The following is a 19534-nucleotide window of genomic DNA, read 5'->3' as shown; positions in this document are numbered from 1 at the left end:
CCCTGGCTGCGAAATTCAGAACGCCAGTTCTTCGAGGTAGCGCTCCAGGTCGTCACACCCGCCGACCAGCTGGCCGTCGTGGAAGACCTGCGGGAAGGTCTTCCACCCCTGAGCCTTGAAGTCGGCGATCTCGGTCGCGGTCTGGTAGATATGCTCCACGACGATCTCGCCGGTGCCGGCCAGAAGCTCCTTGGCCTTCACGCAATGCGGGCAGCCAGGTTTGGTCTTGATAACGTAGGTCATTTACGCCTCGCAGCTGGCACAGTGGCTCTGGAGAAGGATCGCGCGCTGTGCTTCGCTGAGAACCTCCATGTAGTAGAGCGACTTCGAGCCACCCTTCCACGCATCCGTGATGTAGCGGACGTGATCAGCCAGCTTGTCACCCGGGTCGTTCTTGAGGTTCAGGGAGATACCCTGGTCCACGAACGGCGTCCGGTCGTTGTTCTGACGGATGATCTCGTCGTTGCCGATCTCGAGGAAGCTCTCGAAGACGGCCTTCTCGTGGTCGTCGAGGATCTCGGCCGGCAGGTTCTGCACCGACCCGCCATTGGCGAGGATCATCGGCCAGACCTTCTCAACGTCGATCCCTTTGACCTTCATCAGAGCCTCGAACGCCTTGTTCTTGACCACGAAGGTCGTCTTGGCGTTGTCATCCTCGAAGATGGTCGCTTCCCAGGGCTCGATGCCTTTGGAGACCTGACCCAGGATCAGCGAGGAGCTGCGGGTCGGTGCAATCGCGCAGAGCGTCAGGTGACGCTGCCCGGTGCCGACCATGCCGCTCGGTTCACCGTATTCAGCTGCCATCTTGCGGGATGCGGCGAGGGCGCGCTCACCGATCAGCTTATGGGCTGCGATGTTGAAGTCGCGGGCCTCTTGCGACCGGAACGGGATCAGGTTCTGCTGGAGGTAGCTGTGGTAGCCCAGCGTGCCGATGCCGATCGCGCGCCAGCGTTCTGCGAAGCGCAGAGCATCAGCGAGCAGGCGCCGGCCCGGCAAGCGGCACTTCTCGATGTATTCGGACATGACCGCATCGAGGAAGTAGACCAGCTCCTCGACCAGATCGGTGTCTTTCCATTCATCGAAGTGGAGCAGGTTCAGCGACGACAGGTTGCAGACGAAGGACTCATCCGGCCCGGACGGCAGCATGATTTCGGTGCAGAGGTTCGACGCCAGGATCTCGAGCGCCAGCTCCTTCAGCCGATCATGCCGGACGTTGTTCGCGTTGTCCTTGAACACGATGTAGGGGTAGCCGGTGGCGAGGCGCTTGTTGATGATCTTCACCAGCAGCTTGCGCTTCGGGCCGCCCTTCGCCTCATTCAGCATCGCGTTCATCCAGGCGTCGGTGATCACCACGCCGAAGGACAGATGCTGGATCTCGTGCTTCACGCCATCGACGATTGAGCGCATCTTCAGCCCCTCTTCGATGTCGCCATGATCAATGTCGAGATAGATGGCAGCGTTGCCGCGGCGCACGTTCGACTGGCTGATCACCGAGACCTGTTCCTGCACGAGGCGCGCGAAGTGAACCGGCCCCAAGGCCTTGCCACCGCCGCTGATCGGGCTGCCAGATGCGCGGATCGGACCCATATAGACCGAGGTGCCAGCGCCCTCTTTGGTCATCATGCCGACCTCGGCGACCTTGTAGACGATCGAGTCCACGTTATCGTCCATATAGCTGCCATTGCAGCTGATCGGCAGACCGCGCGCCGTGCCGAAGTTGGACCAGACCGGCGAGGAGGGCGAGATCCAGGCGCGACGAACGCCTTTACGCATGGTCGGCAGCTTGATGCCAAGGATCTCCTCGGCGCGGTCAATCAGGAAGTTGACGCGGGCAATCGCGGCATCCTTCACCGGCCCGGTGTTCTTCGGGTCGATATAGCCCTTCTCCAGGATCTTCTGGCTCTCGGTGTTGATGTAGTCGTAATCCTCGCGGTCTGCGAGGGAAGGCAGCTGACGCACTGCCTTCGATGTGACGAGCGGCTTGGGAGCCATCGGATAACCTCTTTCTTCGGGTGGTTTAGAAGTCGTCGTCTTCCGACGACACCTGGATGTAGCCGGTCGGCTCACCGTGGAAGAAATCCACCTTCGGCGGCGCATAGACCCCGACATCCATCCAGAACGTGTGTTTCAGCAGCTCCGAGTCGACCTCGAACTGGGGCGCGTAGCCGACCATCATCAGGAACTCGTTGAAGCGGCTCTTGATGTAGTTTTTCAGGATCGTCGGGTTGAAATCCGGCCGCGAGTAGCGCTCCAGCATCCAGTCGATCAGGCGAGCCTCGGCCTCATAAGCGACCTGGACCTCCTCGTAGATCCTGGCTTCCAGCTCGGCGTCGAACAGCTCCGGGCTCTCGCGGCGCATCTCGTTGATGATGCCGGCGCCGAACATGGCGTGCAGCGTCTCTTCGTTGCGGGTGTATTTCACCTGCTGCGCCGTGTCCTTCAGGAACTTCTGCGAGCGCTCGATATCCAGGATCGTGGCGAAGGCACCGAACAACGAGACATATTCCACGAAGCCGGTAAACAGCATCAGCGAATAGGCGAGCTGCTTGCCCGGGTTCGTGCCGTAGATCGGCGTCAGGTGCTTGGTCAGGTAACCGACCCGGTTGGCGATCTCCGGGACTTCCATTACCGCCGCGATCACCGAAGCCACGCCCAGCTTGTGCAAGAGCTTCTTGTAAGCCGCGTGGTGGATCTCCTCGACGCCGGCCATCGTGATCCCGCCGCCGATGATCGTCTCATCCTTCAGGTGCAGAGCCAGCATGGCCCAGTATTTCTTCACCTTGATTTCGATTTGCGCGATGGTGGCGAGGACGCGCAGCGTGGTCTCGCGCAGGTCTTCCGACATGTCCTGATGGAAGTTGACCATATCGGAGTCAAAACTGAACTTATCGGAGGTCCAGAAGCCGGTCCACATAGCCTCCTGAATGGGAGCGACCCAGGGATAACCCGGATGACCGGGTGGCGGATTTGCATGAAGGAGGAGGGACATGGCTCTCTATCTTGTTGGAGGTGACTGAAAGGCCACTATATGCGGCCTCTCAATATAGGTAAGTGCTTACTTACTCACAAGCACAAATAAAGGATCAGGCCGCCAGCTGCGTAGCCTTCAGCATGGAGATCATCTGCTTGAACACCGGGGTCTGGAGGCCGGCGTGGCCGATCGCCACCGCGTCCGCAAGGTGCTCATTGTCGAGGGTCGGCACCAGCTCGCCCTTGGACTTCTTGGTGCGCCAGGGTGCATCCGGGAACTTCTCGAAAGCCCAGGCGATCATCTCCTGTTTCGAGGCAGTCTTGGTGCCCACCGCGATCAGCTTGGTCTCGTAAGGCGAGACCTCGATCATAGGCGCGGTGATCGAGGCATAGATCCCGATCACGATGCCGAATCCGAGCACCGCGTTGTAATCCTGACCGCCAGACGGCACCTCAGCAAACACCATCGCGCAGCCGTCAAGGGATGCGGCGACGGACTGTGCAATCGTTTGCGCGCGCGCCAGGTTGTCAGACGACGACCGAACAGCCTTAACCTTCGACTTCTCCGTCTTGGTCAGGATCAGATCGAGGACAGAAAGCTCGCCGGTGTCGGTGTCATACTGCAGCTTGGCAATGCCGAAGTTGCGCAGCGAGCCGTCGAGCGCTGCAAATGTGATCTTGGACATCAGAACATCCCGAAGTTGGGCAGAGAGGTCATTTCGGAGGTATCGACATTGAGCGCCGCCTTCTCCTCTTCCTCTGCGTAGGTGAGAACCAGCTGGGTGAGCTCCTTGACGGAGGTCGAGCGCTCGATGTGGCCGATCCGGTCGTCACCACCATGGAAGCGCATCTGTGCCCAGGCCTTGTAGTCGTCGAGGAAGAGGGGAAACACATCGTCCATTGCCGACGACGGCACTTCGATGCTGTTCCATTCCTCTTGCGGATCCTCAGGCGTGAAACAGAAGATCACTCCCTTCGTGGCGACATAGATCAGGCTCGGCAAGAAGGTCATGTCAACGACCGGCTTCTTGCGGAACGTGCCGTCACTCCGCTTGACGACCAGCGAATGCGTGCCGTCAACATCGTAGGTTGCGTCCAGGAGCACCAGCCTTGCGGTGAACTCGGACAGCAAATCGTCTTGTTCTTCCTTATTCATCTTCTCGCCTAAGTAAGTGGATACTTCACGACCCTAGCAGATCATCAGGCCGCCGTCTCGGTGATAGTGGTGTCGCCCGAGGCTGTGCGCTCCACGGTCAGAACCTGCTTGATCTCATCCTTGAGGCTGTTGTGCGAGATCACCATGACGGTGCCGCGCTCTTTCGCCTTCTCGTCGAGGATAATCATCAGGCGCTCGAGACCGGACGCATCGAGCGCGTGGTCAATCTCGTCGCCAATGAACAGGTCGATCGGCTTGGTTGCCCGTGTCGAGACCAGATCCTGCAGCGCCAGGGCTGTCGCCACGCGCACCTTGCGCTTCTCGCCACCGGACAGACCCTTGAAGGTCTTGGAGCTGATCGCCGACTCCACGTCGATTGCGAAGCGCTCCTTCATCTCGCCCGACTTGTTCACGGTCAGCGTGGACCATTCGGCCGTGATGTTGCCGTCCGACAGGATGGACAGATACTTCGAGGTCTGGCTGTTCAGATACGGCGTGACCTCATCCAGCACCCGCGCGCGGACACCGGCCGGCGAGAACACCCGGACGACCTCGTTCTCCAGATCGAGACGACCCTGGCGCACTTTCAGCTCGCCGCGCTTATCCGCGATACCGAGACGGATCTTGTCGATCTGAGCCTGGGAGCCACTGATGGACGTGACGAACGGCGAGGTCTGCGCCTTGAGCGTCTGGATATTCGCCATGTCGTTCTTCGCGTCAGCGATGAGACCTTGCCGCTCGCGGTCTTTGTCGATCAGAACATCGCGCTGGAGGCTCAGAGAGGCCCGCTGAGCGACTTCCTTGCTCAGATCGGTCATGCCCAGCTTGAAGCTGTCATGGGCCTTCTCAGCGGCGCGTGCTGCGTTCTCAGCCTCCTCAGCCTCGATCGTCGCCTTGACGAAGCTCGCCTTTGCATCATCCAGCGACTTCTGGGCTGCCGCACGCGCAGCCGTCAGCTCGCTTGTGGTCAGTGGACGACCACATTCGTTGCACGGGCAGCCGACCTTATGGTCCACGTCCGCAAGCCTCTGGGTCAGCGTCTGCACAACCGTCCGGTTATTCAGCTCCGCCTGGCCGCAGCTGTAGGACAGGTTCTGCGCCCGGATCATTGCCTGTGCGAGCGACTGGAGCTGCGTCTGCTCCTGGCCGACCAGCGCGATCCGCGTGTCGATAGCCTTAAGCTCGGCGGTCAGGCGGTCGATCTCCTCTTGCGGCGCCTGCGCAGCAAAGGTCTTCGCCGCGTTGATCTTGTCGGTCGCCCGCTCGGTCAGCGCCTTGACCTTCACCTGGCGCTCGATATCCCATTCCTTCTCGCGCTGGACATTCTCGTCGCGCTGCCGCTCGAAGCTGGCAAGCCCGATCTCCAGATTGTTCAGCTCGCTCTCCGTCATGGAGACGTCAGTCTTGGCGGCCAGCGCGTTCTCGCGCGCCTTCTTGTAGGCGAGCTCCAGCGCGTTGATACCGGCAGCCTCCTCGATCAGCACCTTGAGGAGCTTGTCGGTCATAGCCGGCAGATCGGGCATCTTCTCCTGACCGGCGTAGATCGAGCCGGCGAACACGTCGAGGGAGGCGCCAATGATCTTGTCGACCACTTCCTGCGTCAGCTTGTCGGTGCCCTTGGTCAGGTCTTTCTCGCCGGCCAGCCCATCGCTGGCAAAGACATGCAGCGCGTTCTTGCCCGTCTTATGCTTCCGGTGGCGCACGATCCGATACTGCACGCCGTCGTCGATCAGAACCTCAACACGGGTGTTCTTCCCGGTCTTGTTATTCACCACGGCATCGCCGGTCTCACCGCGCGCCGTGGTGCCGTAGATCGCCCAGCACAGCGCATCGGCGATCGAGGACTTTCCGGCGCCATTGCTGTCAGCCGAGCTGTCGGCGTTGTTGATACCCTGGATCAGGATGAGGCCGCGATCCGCGAGCGAGATCGTCGCATCGGTCAGGACCAGGAAGTTTTCGATTTTCAGGCTCTGGATCTTCATGTCAGTCCTCAGGCGATTTGGGGTGCGGTCGGCGGCGTGGCTTCAGCTTCCTCGATGGCGCCAAAGCCGATACCGAAGGTGGCCGGCGTGTCATGGAAGGACTTCACCGCATCGAACGGCACGGTCATGCGCTCCTTCACATTCGAGAAGTTGAGGGTAACCTCGAAGCCCTCGGAGGTGACCACAAGGTCTTCCCACCAGGCGTCCAGCATGATCGTCAGGTCTTTCGGGAAGCGCTCGCGCAGAGCGTTCGAGAGAACGACGCCGGGGTGCGTGGTCGAGAAATTGACCATGATCACGCTGTCCTTCGGCAGACCGTTCACGCGGGCTTCGGCCAGCACCGCATACATCAGCGTCCAGAGCGACCGGCGCATCATGGTGCCATAATCGAAGCCCTCGAAGTTGCCGGTCTTCTTGACGATCGCCGAGGTCGCCACCGACGAGACAACGCCAGCCATGACGTTCTCAGAAGGCGCCTTCTCGATGATCGTCGGCGCCTGGAACTTGACCTTGCCGGCCTTGAAATCGCTCAGGGAAATGACTTCGCCCATGTTTCTCTCCTTCAGGCGTTGATCGCAGCGGCGAGGTTGCCGGATGCTGCAGCTTCGTTGATCTTGGACTTGCCGACACCGACGCCCGACTTGACCGAGGCGATCTCCTTGCCGGTCACGACACCTGCCGCGCGCTGGTGGCTGAATTTCTTCGTGCCGTTGCCGACCGAGGCGTCGCGACCGCTGCCTTTCGAGCCGCGACGATCTTCCATGACGTAGGGAACGATCGTGAAATTGTCGCAGTTCTGGTAGGACATCGCCGTGGTGTGCGGCAGCGCGCTGAGGGTCACCGGCTTATCCAGCTGCGCCTCGGCGATGATCTTGCCCTTACTGTCGTATTTCTTGACCAGCGACCGGGTGGTGAAGCTGACCGTGTAAAGCTGTGCCATCTGGTGACCCTTCTCTTATGTATTTGCTTACTTACTTTATACCGCAAACCAGAGCAGCGGTCGGGTGGGATCAGACCTTCTCGACGCGGAAGGTTTTGATCAGCGCTTCCAGCACGTCATAGAGCGCGAACCAGGGCAGCCCGAGCAGGAGGAAGCTAATGGCGACGATGATGAGCGGCGGCCAGCTGATGCCGAACACCAGCGCTGCCAGCATGATCAGGCAGCTCAGCCAGGCGCCAACGGCGTAGACTTTCAGGCTCATCTGGAAGCCTTCGATGAAATGCTTGCGGAACGTCATTTCTTCCTCACTCGGTAACAGCTTGGGTTTCATGCAGCACTTCGATGGAGCGCTTGATCACCGCAGCGGGATCGACGGAGGTCGTCGGCGGCGTGCTGGTGACAAAGGCCTCGATGGACTGCTCAATGGTGATCGCCTTGCCCGGCTGGGCAGAGCGGGCGACCTGCGCGGCGCGGGGCACCTCGATGGACGTGCCGAGCGCGCCCATGTTCGTCAGCTCCTCGCGCAGATCCTTGATCTGTTCGTTCGTCATGGCCGCACCGCGGAGCCGGACATAGTTGCCGGGTGCCGAGAACATGATGTCCTCTTCGGTCATACCGGAGATGTCCACGAACATCGGCGCGAGGCTCGGGTGGTGGGTATAGGTGGTGCTATTCTCATCCACCATCAGGAACCCGGCGCGGGTGCCGACATCGCCCCAGTTGTGGTGCGTCGTGGCGCCGATCGAAATGACGCCGTTACCGAAGTCCTTGAAGTTGTGGTAGTGGCCGGCGAAGACGCGCCGGAAGCCAAAGGCGCCGAGGTCGTTATGGGTCAGACCGTGCGCAGGCATACCAGACAGCACGCCGTCGATGCCGGCATGGATGAAGACATCGACGCCCGAGACGTTGCCGCCACACTGGTCCTTGATGTCCTGCAGGTCGATCAGCAGCTGATCCTTGGTGTTGCGCCAGGGCACGAAGGCGTGCGCGTAGGTGCCATAGCCGACCACGGACGGTTTGTTGAAGATGCGGAACTGGCCGCCGGAGATGCTGATCTGTTCGAGGTTCTGGATCGAGGATGAAATCTCGCTCGTCTCGGCCGACTTGAGGTCGTGGTTGCCGGGAATGGCGTCGATGTCGATTCCCATCATCAGGATCTTCTCGATGGTCTTGCGCAGCGGGTTCAGGACTTCCGGGTCGATCTGACCGCGGGTGTGAAGGATGTCACCGGCGATGATCATGCGGTCGCCACCCTGCTTCTGGAGCTGGTCGGCCGCGCGGGTCATTTCACCAAGGATTCGCTCGAGGCGCGAATTGACGCCGTGCTGGTTCGTCTTGGCGAAGAGGGTGAAGGAGTGAGCGTGAATGTCGCTCAGAACGGCATAGGTCATGCTTACCTCTGGTTTGTATCAGGTCGATTTTACAACCGACCTGACAATTCGTCGGGTGGGAGCTTACGCGGTCTTCGCGGCAGCGACGGTGTTCGAGGCCCAGGACAGTTTCAGCGCCTCGCGCAGACCAGCGATTTCGTCACGCTGGGCGTCGATCGTGGACTTGTCGTTCTCCGAGTCCTGCAGGATCTGCGACGCGGTGGTCAGCAGGCCATCTTCCGGCAGGAAGATCAGTGTTTCCTTGGTGACGATCGGCAGACCGGCTGGGTTGAACTCGATGGTCCGCTTGTGCGTGTTGGCGATGATCTGCGCCTGCGCATCGCGCGCCGAGCGATGAACCAGCGGATCGGCCAGAACCGGCAGCACCAGCTTCTCGAAGTCCTCGGGCGTGGCGCAGCGCGCATTGCCGTTCATGATCACCTTGTCGCCGAGGATCTTGACCGCCCGCTTCACCAGCTCATCCGAGTAGGGCTTCGACACCGGCCAGCGGGTTTCGATCTGCGACCGGATCGAGCGCTTCATCGGCACCACGTTGGTCGGCTCAGGCTGAACCACCACAGGAACCTGTGCCGGCGCGCGGGGCATAATGAATGGCTGCTGCGCAATCACCGGGGTCGGCTGAGCTCCCGCGGGCGTCTGCGGTGCAACCTGAGCGGGCTTCGGAATATTCCAGTTCGGATTGATCTTACGATAGCGATCCTCGAGGGCGTCGCGGATATCACGGGTGTTCTCGCACACGCGCAGCGCAAAGCTCAGGAGCAGCGGCGCAACATCGGCTGCAGCCGAGACCATGTAGGTCTGGTGCCCACGGCCGGCACCGCGGTCATTCGGAACAACCGGGCCGCGAGCGATACTGACCTTGGCGGCCTTGTTGGTCACCGATTTAGCCTCATTCGCGTATTCGCTCCAGAACATCGCGGCGGTCTCCGACACGGCGATGCCGAGGATATCCTGACGGATCACCGCGTCGCCCTCGATGGTCTGACGATCCTTGTAGATCGCGCCGACGAGCATACTGACAGCCATATCCAGCTGACGTTCACTCACTTCGATACGTTTCAATTCAGTCTCCTTTGTGCTTCGTAGGTATCTGATTACTTACTTTTTACCGCAGGTAAGCAGAGAAGTCGGGTGGGATCAGATCGTTTTTGCTACCTGCTCCGAAGAAACAACGAGCTTCTTCAACTCTTCCCGCGAGAAGGAATCCAGGCTGCGATGATCCTTCTTGATCATCATATCAGGCGCCGTAAGTGCCAGATGGATCAAGCGGCTCATCTTGGTGACCGCCGGAAGAATATCCGCACGGCTTGTGGGAAACCGACCAGAGCCGTTCATTCCGTCACGCCGAAACTCATTCATCAGCGAGATCGGATTGTGAAGCCCATTTTCAGACCGCGAACCGACATTCATGTTGTATCCATTCAGCACACGCAGAACGGAAACGGTCGGCGCTTTGTGCAGCAAGATGATACCAGCAGCCATCAATGAAACAGGCCAACGACTCTTTACCGGAGCGATCTGATCAAAAAGGTTCAACTCCTTCTCGAAGTGCTTCATAAGAACAGACACATCGGCCTGGCGCAGAGCGCCCGTGACGCCACAGAACTCCGCAGCAGAGCGCAGCGCCTCCACAAACTGGCCGGCACGCATCCAGGGGGTCTCAAACAAGAAGCCACCCACCTTCATAACACTCTGAACGGTATGTGCGGATGTCTTCACCGCCTTACGGCTGTCGTAGCTGGAATAGAGGCGATATTCCTCATCATCACCATTCACCGCAGGGTCGACGATCTGAAAGACTGTCATCCGCACCATCGCAGGTGCGATGGATGGATTGTTCAGCCAGAAAAGCCGGCGTGTGTGTCCATTCAGGAGAACCTTTTCGCCGTTCATCTTCACCAAACATGCCAACTCCAGATGCTCTGGTTGCACTGGCATCAGGTGTTTGGTGCTGCGAAGCTCCGTATCGCGCTGATGCGCGTTCTCGCGGAAGTCATTCTTGAGATCCTCGAACGACACATTTGCGTTGAAGATATTAAAGCCGCCAAACTTGACGGGAATGTCACCCGCGATCGGCGCGATGATCTTGGCGGAGACGACTTTAAGGGCTGCGATACTCATGCCTATTGCCTTGTTTTGATTGCTTTCTGCAATCAAATTACCGCACTAACAGCAGCATGTCGGGTGGCACTTTTAGTCTTTTTCACCGGCCGCACCGAGCCCAGCTGGATGATGAACTTGTCGAGCGACAGGTAGCGCTGGAGGGCGCCTCCGCGCGATGCGTAGTTGAGCATCGGCGCGGCGTAGAAGTCGGCGAGAGTGGCGATGTAGAGGTCGCCAGTCTCCTTGGTTTGGATCCCGACCAGATAGACGCCCTCGGTCCTGAGACGGATGAGGGTGTCGTAATCGAGAGCCCAGGAGGCGACCCCTTTCTGGATCGCATCAGCGAGAGACTTCTCGCCACCCCGGAACATCTCCGCTTGCTTGCGGAAGGCAATGTAAATCTCCTTACCGCTCGGGAGCTGGAAAACGCCCCCATACAACCTGCGACCGTTCTTGATCAGGCGTTTCGCTTGCTTCGGCTGGAACATGGTGCGGGTTCTCCCAGTCATAGAGACCTTGCGCGCCGCGCACCGGGATCGGTTCCTCGAACTCGTAGGGATCGGTCAGCCGCCAGGCGTAGAAGCCCTCCTGCCACCAGCCGTAGCTCTGCTCCTCGTTGCTGACCTCCTCGATGAACTCCTGGGTCATCAGCTCAACGCTGTCGATCCGGGCCGTTCCGACCATGTAGCCATGCGGCAGGTCGAGAAGGTTCTCAGGCAGCCCCAGGCGCTCGTAGTAGCTCTGGAACTCCTCATCCGCAAAGTGGGCGCGCTGCTCAGGCTTGATGGTCTTAGTTGACGCGATGCCGATCCGCTGTCCGATCACCGACCGTGGCGCGGGCCAGGTCCGTGTCTCAAAGACCTTGCAGCCCTTCACGATAAGCGTCGCAAAGGGTTGCCAGATTGATAATGCCTTCATGTGCTCTCCAGGTTCGCTCTGGTTTATTATACCCCAAGCGAACCTGAATTTCGGGTGGGGTTTATGAGGTCACGTCGCTTTCGGACTCGGGCGCGACCTCAGTTCCCTCAATATAAGCCACGATCTCAGGCTCGTAGTTGGCCGGCAGCAGCTTGGTCAACTCCTGGAAGGCGCCAGTATCCCGGATCGCTTTTGCAAGCGTGTCCTTCGGATACTGCTTGCCACCCCACTCGACGCTGCCAGCCTTGCTACCAGCGGTCAGGATCTTCTGCTCGCTCAGGAACTCGATCATGGACTTCTCACGGTCGAACCGGCCGGTGCCGTCAGGCTCGAACATGAAGAACCACGTTGCCTCTTTGAACGGCCGCGCCACCTTGTTCTTGATGAACTTGCCGGTGACCTGCATTCCGACGACCTCAGTGCCCTTCTTCACCTGACTGGCCGAGAGCCACAGGCGCTGCGAGAAGTAATAGGCAGCAGCTTCGCCGCCGGTGGTCTTGCGCGGATCACCGAACATGACGCCGATCTTCGTCCGCAGCTGGTTCAGGAAAATAACGCAGACGTTGTATTGCTCCGCGATCATCGAGACGGCGGGGAAGTGGGCCGAGGTTGCCCGCGCCAGCGCGGTGTTGTCGTTCATGTTGCGATCTTCGGCCGTGCGCTCCTTACCCTTGCTGTCGGTCAGCACGGATTGCGGGACCATCGCGGCCAGGCTGTCAAAGACCCAGCAGATCGGCGCTTCGGGCGGGATCAGCTTCTTGTCACGGATGGTCTTTACGGCGAGGTGGAAGATGTTGATCGACTCCTCGAAGGTCTTCGGCTTCTTGTAGACGAAGCGACCCGGCGTGATGTCGAGTCCGAGGCGAGGCGCCAGGGCGATCGAGAAGGAGCGCTCGTGGTCCATGAAGCCTGCAACGCCACCGGCAGCCTGAGCCGCAGCCATTGCAGCTGTTGCGATTGCGGTCTTGCCAGAGCTGGGCGGCCCCGCGATTTCGATCATCCGACCGACCGGCAGGCCTGCTTCCCAGCGAGAACCGGAAGCGTCATTGAGGACCGGGAAGCCCGTATCCAGGTAATGCGAGACCGTAGCCTCTTCATCATTCTCGCCAATGACGCTCATAAGGGCGTTCATCACGTCCTGTGCGCTTTTTGCGGATTTGCTCATATGTAAGCCCTTACTTAGCTTGGTGCTCGTGGTTATGCCGCTTGAAGCGCAGCGGCGCGCGTCGCCACGGGGAACACCGAGATCCAGACCTCGAAGTTATCCGTGAAGCTCTTGAACAGGAGGAGCTCACACATCTTGCGGAAGTTCTCCGCAGAGGGCTCGCCGGCGAAGACACTGAGGTTCTTCGGTGCGGGACGCGCCGTGGTGTTGAGGTCAACCAGTTTGATGTTGAAGTCGAAGGCGATGGCTTTCGCCTCATCCTCGACCAGATCGCGCTGCCATTTGGGCAGCTTCTTGAAATCGACGGTCTTCTCCAGAACCACCTGATTAAGGAAGTCGTTGAAGCTGCCGTAGGTTTCGAGGAACTCCAGCGCGCGCTTATCGCCGATACCACCGACGCCGCTGATATTGTCGCCCTTGTCGCCCATCAGAGCCTTCATCTGGACGAATTTTGCGGTCGTGCTACAGCCGGTGAACTCCTCGAAGTCCGACACGGCGATGCGCTTCTTTGTCACCGGAAACTCAACAGCCACGTTTGGTTTCACGAGCTGGAGCCAGTCACGGTCCTCAGTCAGCAGCGTCACCCGGGCGCCCTGGCTGGTGTAAAGGTTGGTCAGGATCGCCGCGAGGTCGTCAGCTTCCATGTTCTCGGCCTTCACCTGTGCGATGCCGAGGAAACTCAGAGCCTTCTCAATATGCGGCCGCTGCGCGTTGTAAGCGCGCTTGCTTTCCTTGCGGGCAAGGTCGTGCTTCGTCTCCTCCTTCTCGCGGTTCTCCTTGTATTCAGGGAACATCGCCTTGCGCCAGGAGAGACCATCCCAAAGGACGATCGGGGTCGCGAAGCTGTATTTGGAGATGTAGCCGCGGATCGACCGCAGAAAGCCGTAGATCGCCTGCACCTGCATGGTTCCGAGCGTCAGGGGTTTGATGTTCTGCATCTGGTGGCCGATGCTGTTGCCGTCGATGATCAGATATTGGCGCTGCAAGCGTTCTCTCCTATGAAGAAGGGGTGGGCGTGTGAGGCCCACCCCTGACCTGTGCTGGTCCTGTGGTCGGCGCTGTTAGGCGCCGATCGCGTTCAGCTCAGCGAGCAGGCGCTCTTGCTCATCCTGCGGCAGGTCACCGACCGAGGTCGAGGCGCTGACAGTTTCCACGGTCGCAGCGGGAGCCGGGGCCGGCGTGGCCGGGACAGCAGCTGCCTGCTGTTGTGCCATCTGCTCCAGCACGCGACGACGGATTTCAGCTTCGACCGGATCGACAGCCGGAGCTGCGGTGACCGGAGCTGCAGGTGCAACCGGCGCAGGGGCGGCCGGCGCAACCGGAGCATCAGCAACGGTGGCAGCGGTCGAGGTCAGAGCAGCAACCGGGGTCACGGGCGCGCCGATCTTCGGGATCTGGATACCAGCGATCTGCGCCACAGCGGTCAGAGCTTTCTGCTCGTCGCCGCGGAAGTAGTTCGACTGGATGAACTCGTCCAGCTTCTCCGAGCTGTCGATCTGCTGCTGCGTCACCGATTTGAACGGCTTGCCTGGGATCTGCGGCATCACCTGGACGTCATAGGTGGTGTTCAGACCCTTGCCGGTCTTGGTGATGGCGATGTCAACGCCGGCGTTGTGGTCGAGGATGTTGATGCCCGAGTCGTCATACAGGTTCACCAGATCCATCACCTTGCCGAAGGTCGTCGGCGTCAGCTCGAGGGTCTGCACTTCGTCATTGTTGTCACGGCTGACGATGTTCAGGATGATCGACTTGCGCGCTTTCCACTCCTCGAACAGCTTCTTGCTGTCCTCGTCGTAGGCATTGGCAATCGCCATGTCGATTGCAGCTGCCAGAGCCGACGGACGCTGGAAGCAGATCTCTTCCGAGCCGACGACGGCCAGCGGCTTGGCATTCGCATCGGCCTTGATCCAGTGAACGCCGAGTTCACGGAAGAAGTTCGGGTTCTCGCCAGCGACTTCCGGCAGACCCTGCCAGACGCCCGGTGCGATGATGCGGATGACGTTGCGGCCCTCTTTCAGCTTCGAGAGCTTGGAGTTGCCACCTTTGTATTTCGCAGCCGATTGCGAAACGAGCTTCTTGAGAAGCGGGTTCAAAGCCATTGCTTTTCCTTTCAGAGCATTGTGCTTGGTAGTGCGGACGTGCTTAGCTATCTAGCTAAATACTTTATACCGCGGTCGGGTGAGGTTGTCTCATGGGATTTGATACAACCTCTTTGCTCCCACGATCAGGCTGCGAGGGGCAGCTCGGGCGTGAGGGGCAAATAGCGCGAGGCCAGCGCGGCAGCATCAGCGGCTGCGGCTTCTTCGGCCTTCGATTTGTTCAGGAGTTCCGCGGCGCGCTGCTTGTCGTCTTCGGCGGCTTTCGCCTGTGCGGCAGCGTAGTCGTTCAACTTCGCACGGATCGTTGCCATCGGCGCGGTGATGGTGGCGATCGAGGGCTCGGACTTCAGACCCAGTGCGATGAGGATTTTGTTGATCAGGTTCATGTGCTTCTCTTTGGGTTGGGTGCGGTGTTTGGTTCGCTAGGTAAGTGCTTACTTATTATTTCGTCAGCACTTACAAAGCAAGTGGGATTTACGCTGCTTCTGCGCTTTCGGAGTTCTCACCAGCGCGCAGACGGGCACGGGCGAGGGCGGCCGCTTGAGCGGATCCGCGAGCCTCTTCGGCAGCGGTGACAGCCTTGATCGTGATATCGCCCTTCATCTCCTCGCGGGAAATCAGACCCATCTGGACCAGCATGTCGCGCCGGTGACGGAAAGCCTCGGTCGCGATCTTGGCGGTGGACTCGACGCGCTTCGCTTCGTTGAGGGACTTCTTCATGGCGATCACGCGCTCGTGGCGCGCCACCAGCTTCTCAAGGAGCGCCTCGGTCACCTTCTCGCCATCAGCTGCAGCCTTGTCGCGCAGCATCTTGTAGACGGCCGCCTCGGTGTTCTCCAGCAGGAGCTTCACCACGTCGACCTGGCGCGAGGACTGCGACGCCAGCACGCCATAGTGGCTGAAGAGGGATGCTTGCTGCATCATCGCGGTCGAGAGGTCGTTCGTGGAGAACGCCAGATCGCGTTTCAGCTCTGCGGCGTCGATGAAGTCGCGGACGGTATAGCCCTGGGGCTTCATCACGGGATCAGCCGTGGTCTCGGTCATTTGGAACGCTCCGTTGTTTGCATGTATTTGGCGAGCTGCCGGCGCTTGCTCTCGCGGCCGGCAATCATATCCTCACCAGGCAGAAGCCCGATGCTTTGAAGGCGCGCGGAGACCTCCATAACATCGCCGAACTCGCGCGCCAGGCGCTGCGCGTTGGTCAGCTCCTGACCCGGCTGGATCTCTTCGACGCCGAAGCGCAGCATCTTGGTGGCGCGCTGTTGAACCTCGGCACACTCCTCGATGAGGATCTCCAGCAGCTCGCGCTGGTGGGGTGTCGGTGGCGGGAAGGGTGAGACGAAGCGGTCCTTCGGCAGGATCACAGGCACGTCGAGGTCGAAATCAATCGCCGTCTGTGTCCGAGGACCGCGCAGCGCCCATAACAGGAAATTCTGCAACTTCACGAAATCAGCTCCTTTGCTACGGCGAACACCTTGTTCATGCCGTCTTGTTTCTCCGGGGCGTGGTAAATCTCGCCAGCGTTGAAGCCGATCACCACGTTGGCATCGAGGTCTTTGAAATAGACCACATCACCAGCCACATCAGACGCCTTGCCGCGGAAGGCGGGCATGAAGGCGCGAACAGCCTGGGATCCGAGGAGCACGATCACGGTTGGCTTGATCATCTCCACCTCGCGGTCGAAATACGGCTTGTAGGTGCCGATCTCTTCGGCGTTCACCTGCTTGCCAGACTTCGGACGCTTGATCAGCGAGGTCCAGTAAACGTCAGCCATCGTCATGTCGGCTTCGTTCATCGCCTCGAGGACCGCGTTGTAGGAGCGCGAGATACCCATCGTGCCGTTTGCCTCTTCTTCGGCGTTCGGCGCATCGGTCACGACCATGATCTGCGCGGAGCGACCGAAATGCGGCTTAGCCGGGATACCATCGCCGCCGGCGCCAGGGCCGTGCGTGGTGCGGTATTCATCAACCAGCTGGAGAAGCTCGTCGCGCGTGGTCTTGTCGCGGTGCATCTCCCGGTAGATCGGGACGTAATCGCTCACCAGACCAGGCAGGAGCTCGATCTGATCACGGATGCGCTGCGGGTCGTTGGCAGACAGCTGCGTGGGCTCGATGTCAGCAAATGCACCGACACGATCCAGAGCATCCTGCGCCTTCGAGTTACAGGCCCGCTTCTCGACCCGGTTGATGAAGTCCATCTTGTCGGTAAAACGGCCGGCCTCACGCGCCTTCAGGATCGCTTCGGCCGTCTTTACCGAGATACCCTTGATGCGCTGGAACGGGATGACGACCTCGTTGGAGATCCGCGACAGCTCGAAGCGCGCCGACGACTTGTTGATGTCGGGGAAGGAGATCGTGACCCCCTGGCCTTTTGCATCGCGCATCAGACCGAGCAGCTTATCCTCGCCCAGCATCGTCATAGCGGCCGCATAGAACTCCAGCGGGTGGTTCACCTTGAGGAACATCGCCTGGTAGGAGATCAGCGAGTAGGCAGCGGCGTGCGACTTGTTGAAACCGTAGCCGGCCCAGCCTTCGATTTGGGTGAACAGCTCGTCTGCCCACTTTGGATCCGCGCCGACTGTCGCCACGCAACCATCCACGAATTTCTGACGCTGCTTCGCCATCTCTTCGGGCAGCTTCTTACCCATGATCTTGCGCAGCTTGTCAGCTTCGGGGCCGGTGTAACCCGCCACGCTCTGCGCCACCTTCATAACCTGCTCCTGGTAGACCAGAATGCCGTAGGTGGCCTCGGTGAAGTCCTTCGTGTTCGGGTGGATGTATTCGACCGTCTCGTCGCCGCGCTTGCGCTTTGCGAAGCTGTCCATCATCCCGGACTCCATCGGACCCGGCCGGTAGAGCGCGGTGCAGGCGGTAATATCCTCGAAGGTCACCGTGCCGGTCAGCGAGCCGAGGTCGCGCAGCAGCTTCTTCATGCCACCGCTCTCGAACTGGAAGATGCCGGTGGTCTTGCCTTCAGCGAACGCCTTCAGCACATCGGGATCATCGAGCGGGATCTGGTTGATCGCGAGCCGCTTGCCGGTGCCTTCTTCGACGTAATCGAGCGCCAGCTTGATCACGTCGAGCGTGGTCAGCCCCAGAAGGTCGATCTTGACCAGACCCTGATCCTCGATCACGCGCTTGTCCCAGTTGACCACCGCGTCCTCTTTGCGCTTCTCGACCACGGCGAAGTCGGTCAGCGGCTCAGCTGCGACCACGATGCCGGCGGCGTGCTGCGACAGGTTGCGGATCGAACCCTCGAGGCGCTCCATGATCGGCCAGATGTCCAGATACTTGCTGGCAAAGTCGGCAATCTCACTGACGTCCTCGCGCGCCTTCGGCAGATCGACCGACTGGCCGTGCAGCTTCGGGACAAATTTCGACACCGAGTAGTCACGTTCCGGGATGCCCATCACGCGGCCAACGTCACGCATCGCAGACGCGGCGCCGAGCGTGCCGAAGTTAGAGACACCGGCCACCTTGTCAGCTCCGAACTTGTTGATCAGGTAGGTCACAATCTCATGCCGGCGCTCCGACATGAAATCGAGGTCGGCATCAGGAAGGTCGAGGCGTTCGGGGTTGATGAAGCGCTCGAACAGCAGGCCGAACCGGATCGGGTCAATGTCGGTGATACCCATCAGATACGCGACCAGCGAGCCTCCGACCGAACCGCGGCCCGGGCCAACAAGGATGCCGTTCGACTTGGCATAGCGCACGATGTCCTGCACGGTCAGGAAGTAGGGCGAGAACCCGAGCTTCTCGAGGACACCCAGCTCATACTTGAGCCGCGGCAGGTAAACCTCCAGCTGCTCTTTCGGGCTCGGGATGTGGCCGAACATCGGCTCTTTGAACCGATCAGCGAAGCCCTTCTGGCACTCAGCCACAACAGCCTTGAACTCGTCGGCGGCCAGCTTCGGCAGCGACGGCGGTTTCTTCTCCCAGACATAGGTCGAGGCGTTGACGAAGGTCACCGTCTCCTGCAGTGCTTTCAGAATAAGCGCGCCAGCATCAGGGATGCCCCGCCGGACCAAATGCTCACCGCAGGCCTTTGCCTCGGTGATGAAGCTCTTGAGATCCATCGGATGCAGGTCGCGGTTATAACGCGAGCGGAACCAGCCATCGGAGGCTTTCGTGTTCTCACAGACCGCCGTCATAATCTCCTGCGCATCAGCCTCGCCCTCAGCGTAGAGGGTCGGCCGGATCGTCAGCAGAGGCAGCCCGCGCGTCTTATGCAGCTCCATCGAGAGCTTGTTGATCCGGCCATAGTAGGGCGTGTTGACTGCGACGATCGGCAAATACGCGGTGGCGCCGAAGGCGACTATCTCATCCAGAATCTGGTGAAAGTCGCGATGCTGGAAGATACCTTGCTCGTCGCCCAGAACCAGCGCGTAATCGTTATGGTTCAGGTTGGAAATTTCCGCGACCACATCAGCCCAGTCGAGCTTGGCGGTGTAGTAGAAGCGAGGCTCTTCGTTCGCCAGGGTCAGCAGCCGGTAGATCGCCTTCAGGCCATCCTCAGAACGCGCATACATGGTCAGGAAGTAGGCCTTCGGCATGTGCTTCTTGGTCTCCTTCAGATCCTTGTTCGGACGCCACTGAGCGTCTTCCGAGATCCGCAGGCGCACACCGATCAGTGGCTTGATGCCGGCGTCTTTGGCCTTGTTCGAGAAGTCCACCAGCCCGGTCACAGACATAGTGTCCGTGATCGCGACAGCCTTCTGACCGACCTTCTCGGCCTCGCTGATCAGGTTTTTCGCGGAGATGATGCTCTCACCCAGCGAAAAATCAGAGCGAGAGGCAAGCATGGTGAACAT

Annotated in this window: 21 protein-coding genes; all 21 read right to left on the bottom strand. The window is 59.9% G+C overall.

Annotation, left to right across the window (positions count from 1 at the left end; genetic code table 11):
* Positions 1 to 15 precede the first annotated feature (15 nt).
* On the bottom strand, positions 16 to 243 hold the full coding sequence (locus tag AC4FS3_RS18755; protein WP_491021799.1) for a glutaredoxin domain-containing protein: 228 nt from the start codon (positions 241 to 243) through the stop codon (positions 16 to 18).
* Entirely contained in the window at positions 244 to 1992 is a 1749-nt protein-coding gene (locus AC4FS3_RS18750; RefSeq protein WP_491021798.1) for a ribonucleotide reductase barrel domain-containing protein, read from the bottom strand.
* Between the two features lie 25 nt (positions 1993 to 2017).
* On the bottom strand, positions 2018 to 2989 hold the full coding sequence (locus tag AC4FS3_RS18745; RefSeq protein WP_491021797.1) for a ribonucleotide-diphosphate reductase subunit beta: 972 nt from the start codon (positions 2987 to 2989) through the stop codon (positions 2018 to 2020).
* A gap of 94 nt (positions 2990 to 3083) precedes the next feature.
* Positions 3084 to 3656, bottom strand: a complete 573-nt coding sequence (locus AC4FS3_RS18740) for a RuvC family protein (RefSeq protein WP_491021796.1) — start codon at positions 3654 to 3656, stop codon at positions 3084 to 3086.
* The gene (locus tag AC4FS3_RS18735; protein WP_491021795.1) at positions 3656 to 4126 is read right to left on the bottom strand and encodes a hypothetical protein; all 471 of its coding nucleotides are present in this window, start codon (positions 4124 to 4126) and stop codon (positions 3656 to 3658) included. The genes AC4FS3_RS18740 and AC4FS3_RS18735 overlap by 1 nt, the downstream gene beginning before the upstream one ends.
* 44 nt (positions 4127 to 4170) lie before the next feature.
* Entirely contained in the window at positions 4171 to 6108 is a 1938-nt protein-coding gene (locus AC4FS3_RS18730; RefSeq protein ID WP_491021794.1) for an AAA family ATPase, read from the bottom strand.
* 8 nt (positions 6109 to 6116) lie between these two features.
* Complete coding sequence (locus tag AC4FS3_RS18725) at positions 6117 to 6659, bottom strand: ClpXP protease specificity-enhancing factor SspB (protein ID WP_491021793.1); 543 nt, start codon at positions 6657 to 6659, stop codon at positions 6117 to 6119.
* A gap of 11 nt (positions 6660 to 6670) precedes the next feature.
* Positions 6671 to 7048, bottom strand: a complete 378-nt coding sequence (locus tag AC4FS3_RS18720) for a hypothetical protein (protein WP_491021792.1) — start codon at positions 7046 to 7048, stop codon at positions 6671 to 6673.
* Between the two features lie 70 nt (positions 7049 to 7118).
* Positions 7119 to 7346 (bottom strand): hypothetical protein, encoded by a 228-nt coding sequence (locus AC4FS3_RS18715; protein ID WP_491021791.1) that lies wholly within the window; start codon positions 7344 to 7346, stop codon positions 7119 to 7121.
* 7 nt (positions 7347 to 7353) lie between these two features.
* The gene (locus tag AC4FS3_RS18710) at positions 7354 to 8439 is read right to left on the bottom strand and encodes a hypothetical protein (protein WP_491021790.1); all 1086 of its coding nucleotides are present in this window, start codon (positions 8437 to 8439) and stop codon (positions 7354 to 7356) included.
* A 63-nt stretch (positions 8440 to 8502) separates the two neighbouring features.
* Positions 8503 to 9501: a hypothetical protein gene (locus AC4FS3_RS18705; RefSeq protein WP_491021789.1), complete on the bottom strand. Its 999-nt coding sequence runs from the start codon at positions 9499 to 9501 to the stop codon at positions 8503 to 8505.
* A 75-nt stretch (positions 9502 to 9576) separates the two neighbouring features.
* Positions 9577 to 10560, bottom strand: a complete 984-nt coding sequence (locus AC4FS3_RS18700) for a hypothetical protein (RefSeq protein ID WP_491021788.1) — start codon at positions 10558 to 10560, stop codon at positions 9577 to 9579.
* Positions 10561 to 10592: 32 nt separating this feature from the next.
* Entirely contained in the window at positions 10593 to 10913 is a 321-nt protein-coding gene (locus AC4FS3_RS18695; protein ID WP_491021787.1) for a hypothetical protein, read from the bottom strand.
* 34 nt (positions 10914 to 10947) lie between these two features.
* Positions 10948 to 11460 carry an ASCH domain-containing protein gene (locus AC4FS3_RS18690; RefSeq protein WP_491021786.1) on the bottom strand — a complete coding sequence of 171 codons (513 nt, stop codon included), beginning with the start codon at positions 11458 to 11460 and terminating at the stop codon, positions 10948 to 10950.
* Positions 11461 to 11521: 61 nt separating this feature from the next.
* On the bottom strand, positions 11522 to 12625 hold the full coding sequence (locus AC4FS3_RS18685; protein WP_491021785.1) for a RecA family protein: 1104 nt from the start codon (positions 12623 to 12625) through the stop codon (positions 11522 to 11524).
* Between the two features lie 32 nt (positions 12626 to 12657).
* Positions 12658 to 13611, bottom strand: coding sequence for a 5'-3' exonuclease H3TH domain-containing protein (locus tag AC4FS3_RS18680; protein WP_491021784.1), 954 nt, complete (start codon positions 13609 to 13611; stop codon positions 12658 to 12660).
* A 75-nt stretch (positions 13612 to 13686) separates the two neighbouring features.
* On the bottom strand, positions 13687 to 14724 hold the full coding sequence (locus AC4FS3_RS18675; RefSeq protein WP_491021783.1) for a hypothetical protein: 1038 nt from the start codon (positions 14722 to 14724) through the stop codon (positions 13687 to 13689).
* A 125-nt stretch (positions 14725 to 14849) separates the two neighbouring features.
* Positions 14850 to 15110 carry a hypothetical protein gene (locus AC4FS3_RS18670; RefSeq protein WP_491021782.1) on the bottom strand — a complete coding sequence of 87 codons (261 nt, stop codon included), beginning with the start codon at positions 15108 to 15110 and terminating at the stop codon, positions 14850 to 14852.
* Positions 15111 to 15198: 88 nt separating this feature from the next.
* On the bottom strand, positions 15199 to 15768 hold the full coding sequence (locus tag AC4FS3_RS18665; protein WP_491021781.1) for a hypothetical protein: 570 nt from the start codon (positions 15766 to 15768) through the stop codon (positions 15199 to 15201).
* Complete coding sequence (locus tag AC4FS3_RS18660) at positions 15765 to 16169, bottom strand: hypothetical protein (protein ID WP_491021780.1); 405 nt, start codon at positions 16167 to 16169, stop codon at positions 15765 to 15767. The genes AC4FS3_RS18665 and AC4FS3_RS18660 overlap by 4 nt, the downstream gene beginning before the upstream one ends.
* On the bottom strand, positions 16166 to 19534 hold the full coding sequence (gene dnaE / locus AC4FS3_RS18655) for a DNA polymerase III subunit alpha (protein WP_491021779.1): 3369 nt from the start codon (positions 19532 to 19534) through the stop codon (positions 16166 to 16168). Before dnaE ends, AC4FS3_RS18660 begins: the two co-directional genes overlap by 4 nt.

The sequence above is a fragment of the Pseudogemmobacter sp. TB195 genome, assembly GCF_058313095.1.
Note: the sequence above shows the minus strand (reverse complement) of the source record. Positions and strands in the feature narration are given on the sequence as shown.

Excerpts from the sequence above, each read along its gene's own strand:
- AC4FS3_RS18755 (WP_491021799.1), bottom strand. The coding sequence starts at position 243 with ATGACCTACGTTATCAAGACCAAACCTGGCTGCCCGCATTGCGTGAAG.
- AC4FS3_RS18750 (WP_491021798.1), bottom strand. The coding sequence starts at position 1,992 with ATGGCTCCCAAGCCGCTCGTCACATCGAAGGCAGTGCGTCAGCTGCCT.
- AC4FS3_RS18745 (WP_491021797.1), bottom strand. The coding sequence starts at position 2,989 with ATGTCCCTCCTCCTTCATGCAAATCCGCCACCCGGTCATCCGGGTTAT.
- AC4FS3_RS18740 (WP_491021796.1), bottom strand. The coding sequence starts at position 3,656 with ATGTCCAAGATCACATTTGCAGCGCTCGACGGCTCGCTGCGCAACTTC.
- AC4FS3_RS18735 (WP_491021795.1), bottom strand. The coding sequence starts at position 4,126 with ATGAATAAGGAAGAACAAGACGATTTGCTGTCCGAGTTCACCGCAAGG.
- AC4FS3_RS18730 (WP_491021794.1), bottom strand. The coding sequence starts at position 6,108 with ATGAAGATCCAGAGCCTGAAAATCGAAAACTTCCTGGTCCTGACCGAT.
- AC4FS3_RS18725 (WP_491021793.1), bottom strand. The coding sequence starts at position 6,659 with ATGGGCGAAGTCATTTCCCTGAGCGATTTCAAGGCCGGCAAGGTCAAG.
- AC4FS3_RS18720 (WP_491021792.1), bottom strand. The coding sequence starts at position 7,048 with ATGGCACAGCTTTACACGGTCAGCTTCACCACCCGGTCGCTGGTCAAG.
- AC4FS3_RS18715 (WP_491021791.1), bottom strand. The coding sequence starts at position 7,346 with ATGACGTTCCGCAAGCATTTCATCGAAGGCTTCCAGATGAGCCTGAAA.
- AC4FS3_RS18710 (WP_491021790.1), bottom strand. The coding sequence starts at position 8,439 with ATGACCTATGCCGTTCTGAGCGACATTCACGCTCACTCCTTCACCCTC.
- AC4FS3_RS18700 (WP_491021788.1), bottom strand. The coding sequence starts at position 10,560 with ATGAGTATCGCAGCCCTTAAAGTCGTCTCCGCCAAGATCATCGCGCCG.
- AC4FS3_RS18695 (WP_491021787.1), bottom strand. The coding sequence starts at position 10,913 with ATGTTCCGGGGTGGCGAGAAGTCTCTCGCTGATGCGATCCAGAAAGGG.
- AC4FS3_RS18690 (WP_491021786.1), bottom strand. The coding sequence starts at position 11,460 with ATGAAGGCATTATCAATCTGGCAACCCTTTGCGACGCTTATCGTGAAG.
- AC4FS3_RS18685 (WP_491021785.1), bottom strand. The coding sequence starts at position 12,625 with ATGAGCAAATCCGCAAAAAGCGCACAGGACGTGATGAACGCCCTTATG.
- AC4FS3_RS18675 (WP_491021783.1), bottom strand. The coding sequence starts at position 14,724 with ATGGCTTTGAACCCGCTTCTCAAGAAGCTCGTTTCGCAATCGGCTGCG.
- AC4FS3_RS18670 (WP_491021782.1), bottom strand. The coding sequence starts at position 15,110 with ATGAACCTGATCAACAAAATCCTCATCGCACTGGGTCTGAAGTCCGAG.
- AC4FS3_RS18665 (WP_491021781.1), bottom strand. The coding sequence starts at position 15,768 with ATGACCGAGACCACGGCTGATCCCGTGATGAAGCCCCAGGGCTATACC.
- dnaE (WP_491021779.1), bottom strand. The coding sequence starts at position 19,534 with ATGTTCACCATGCTTGCCTCTCGCTCTGATTTTTCGCTGGGTGAGAGC.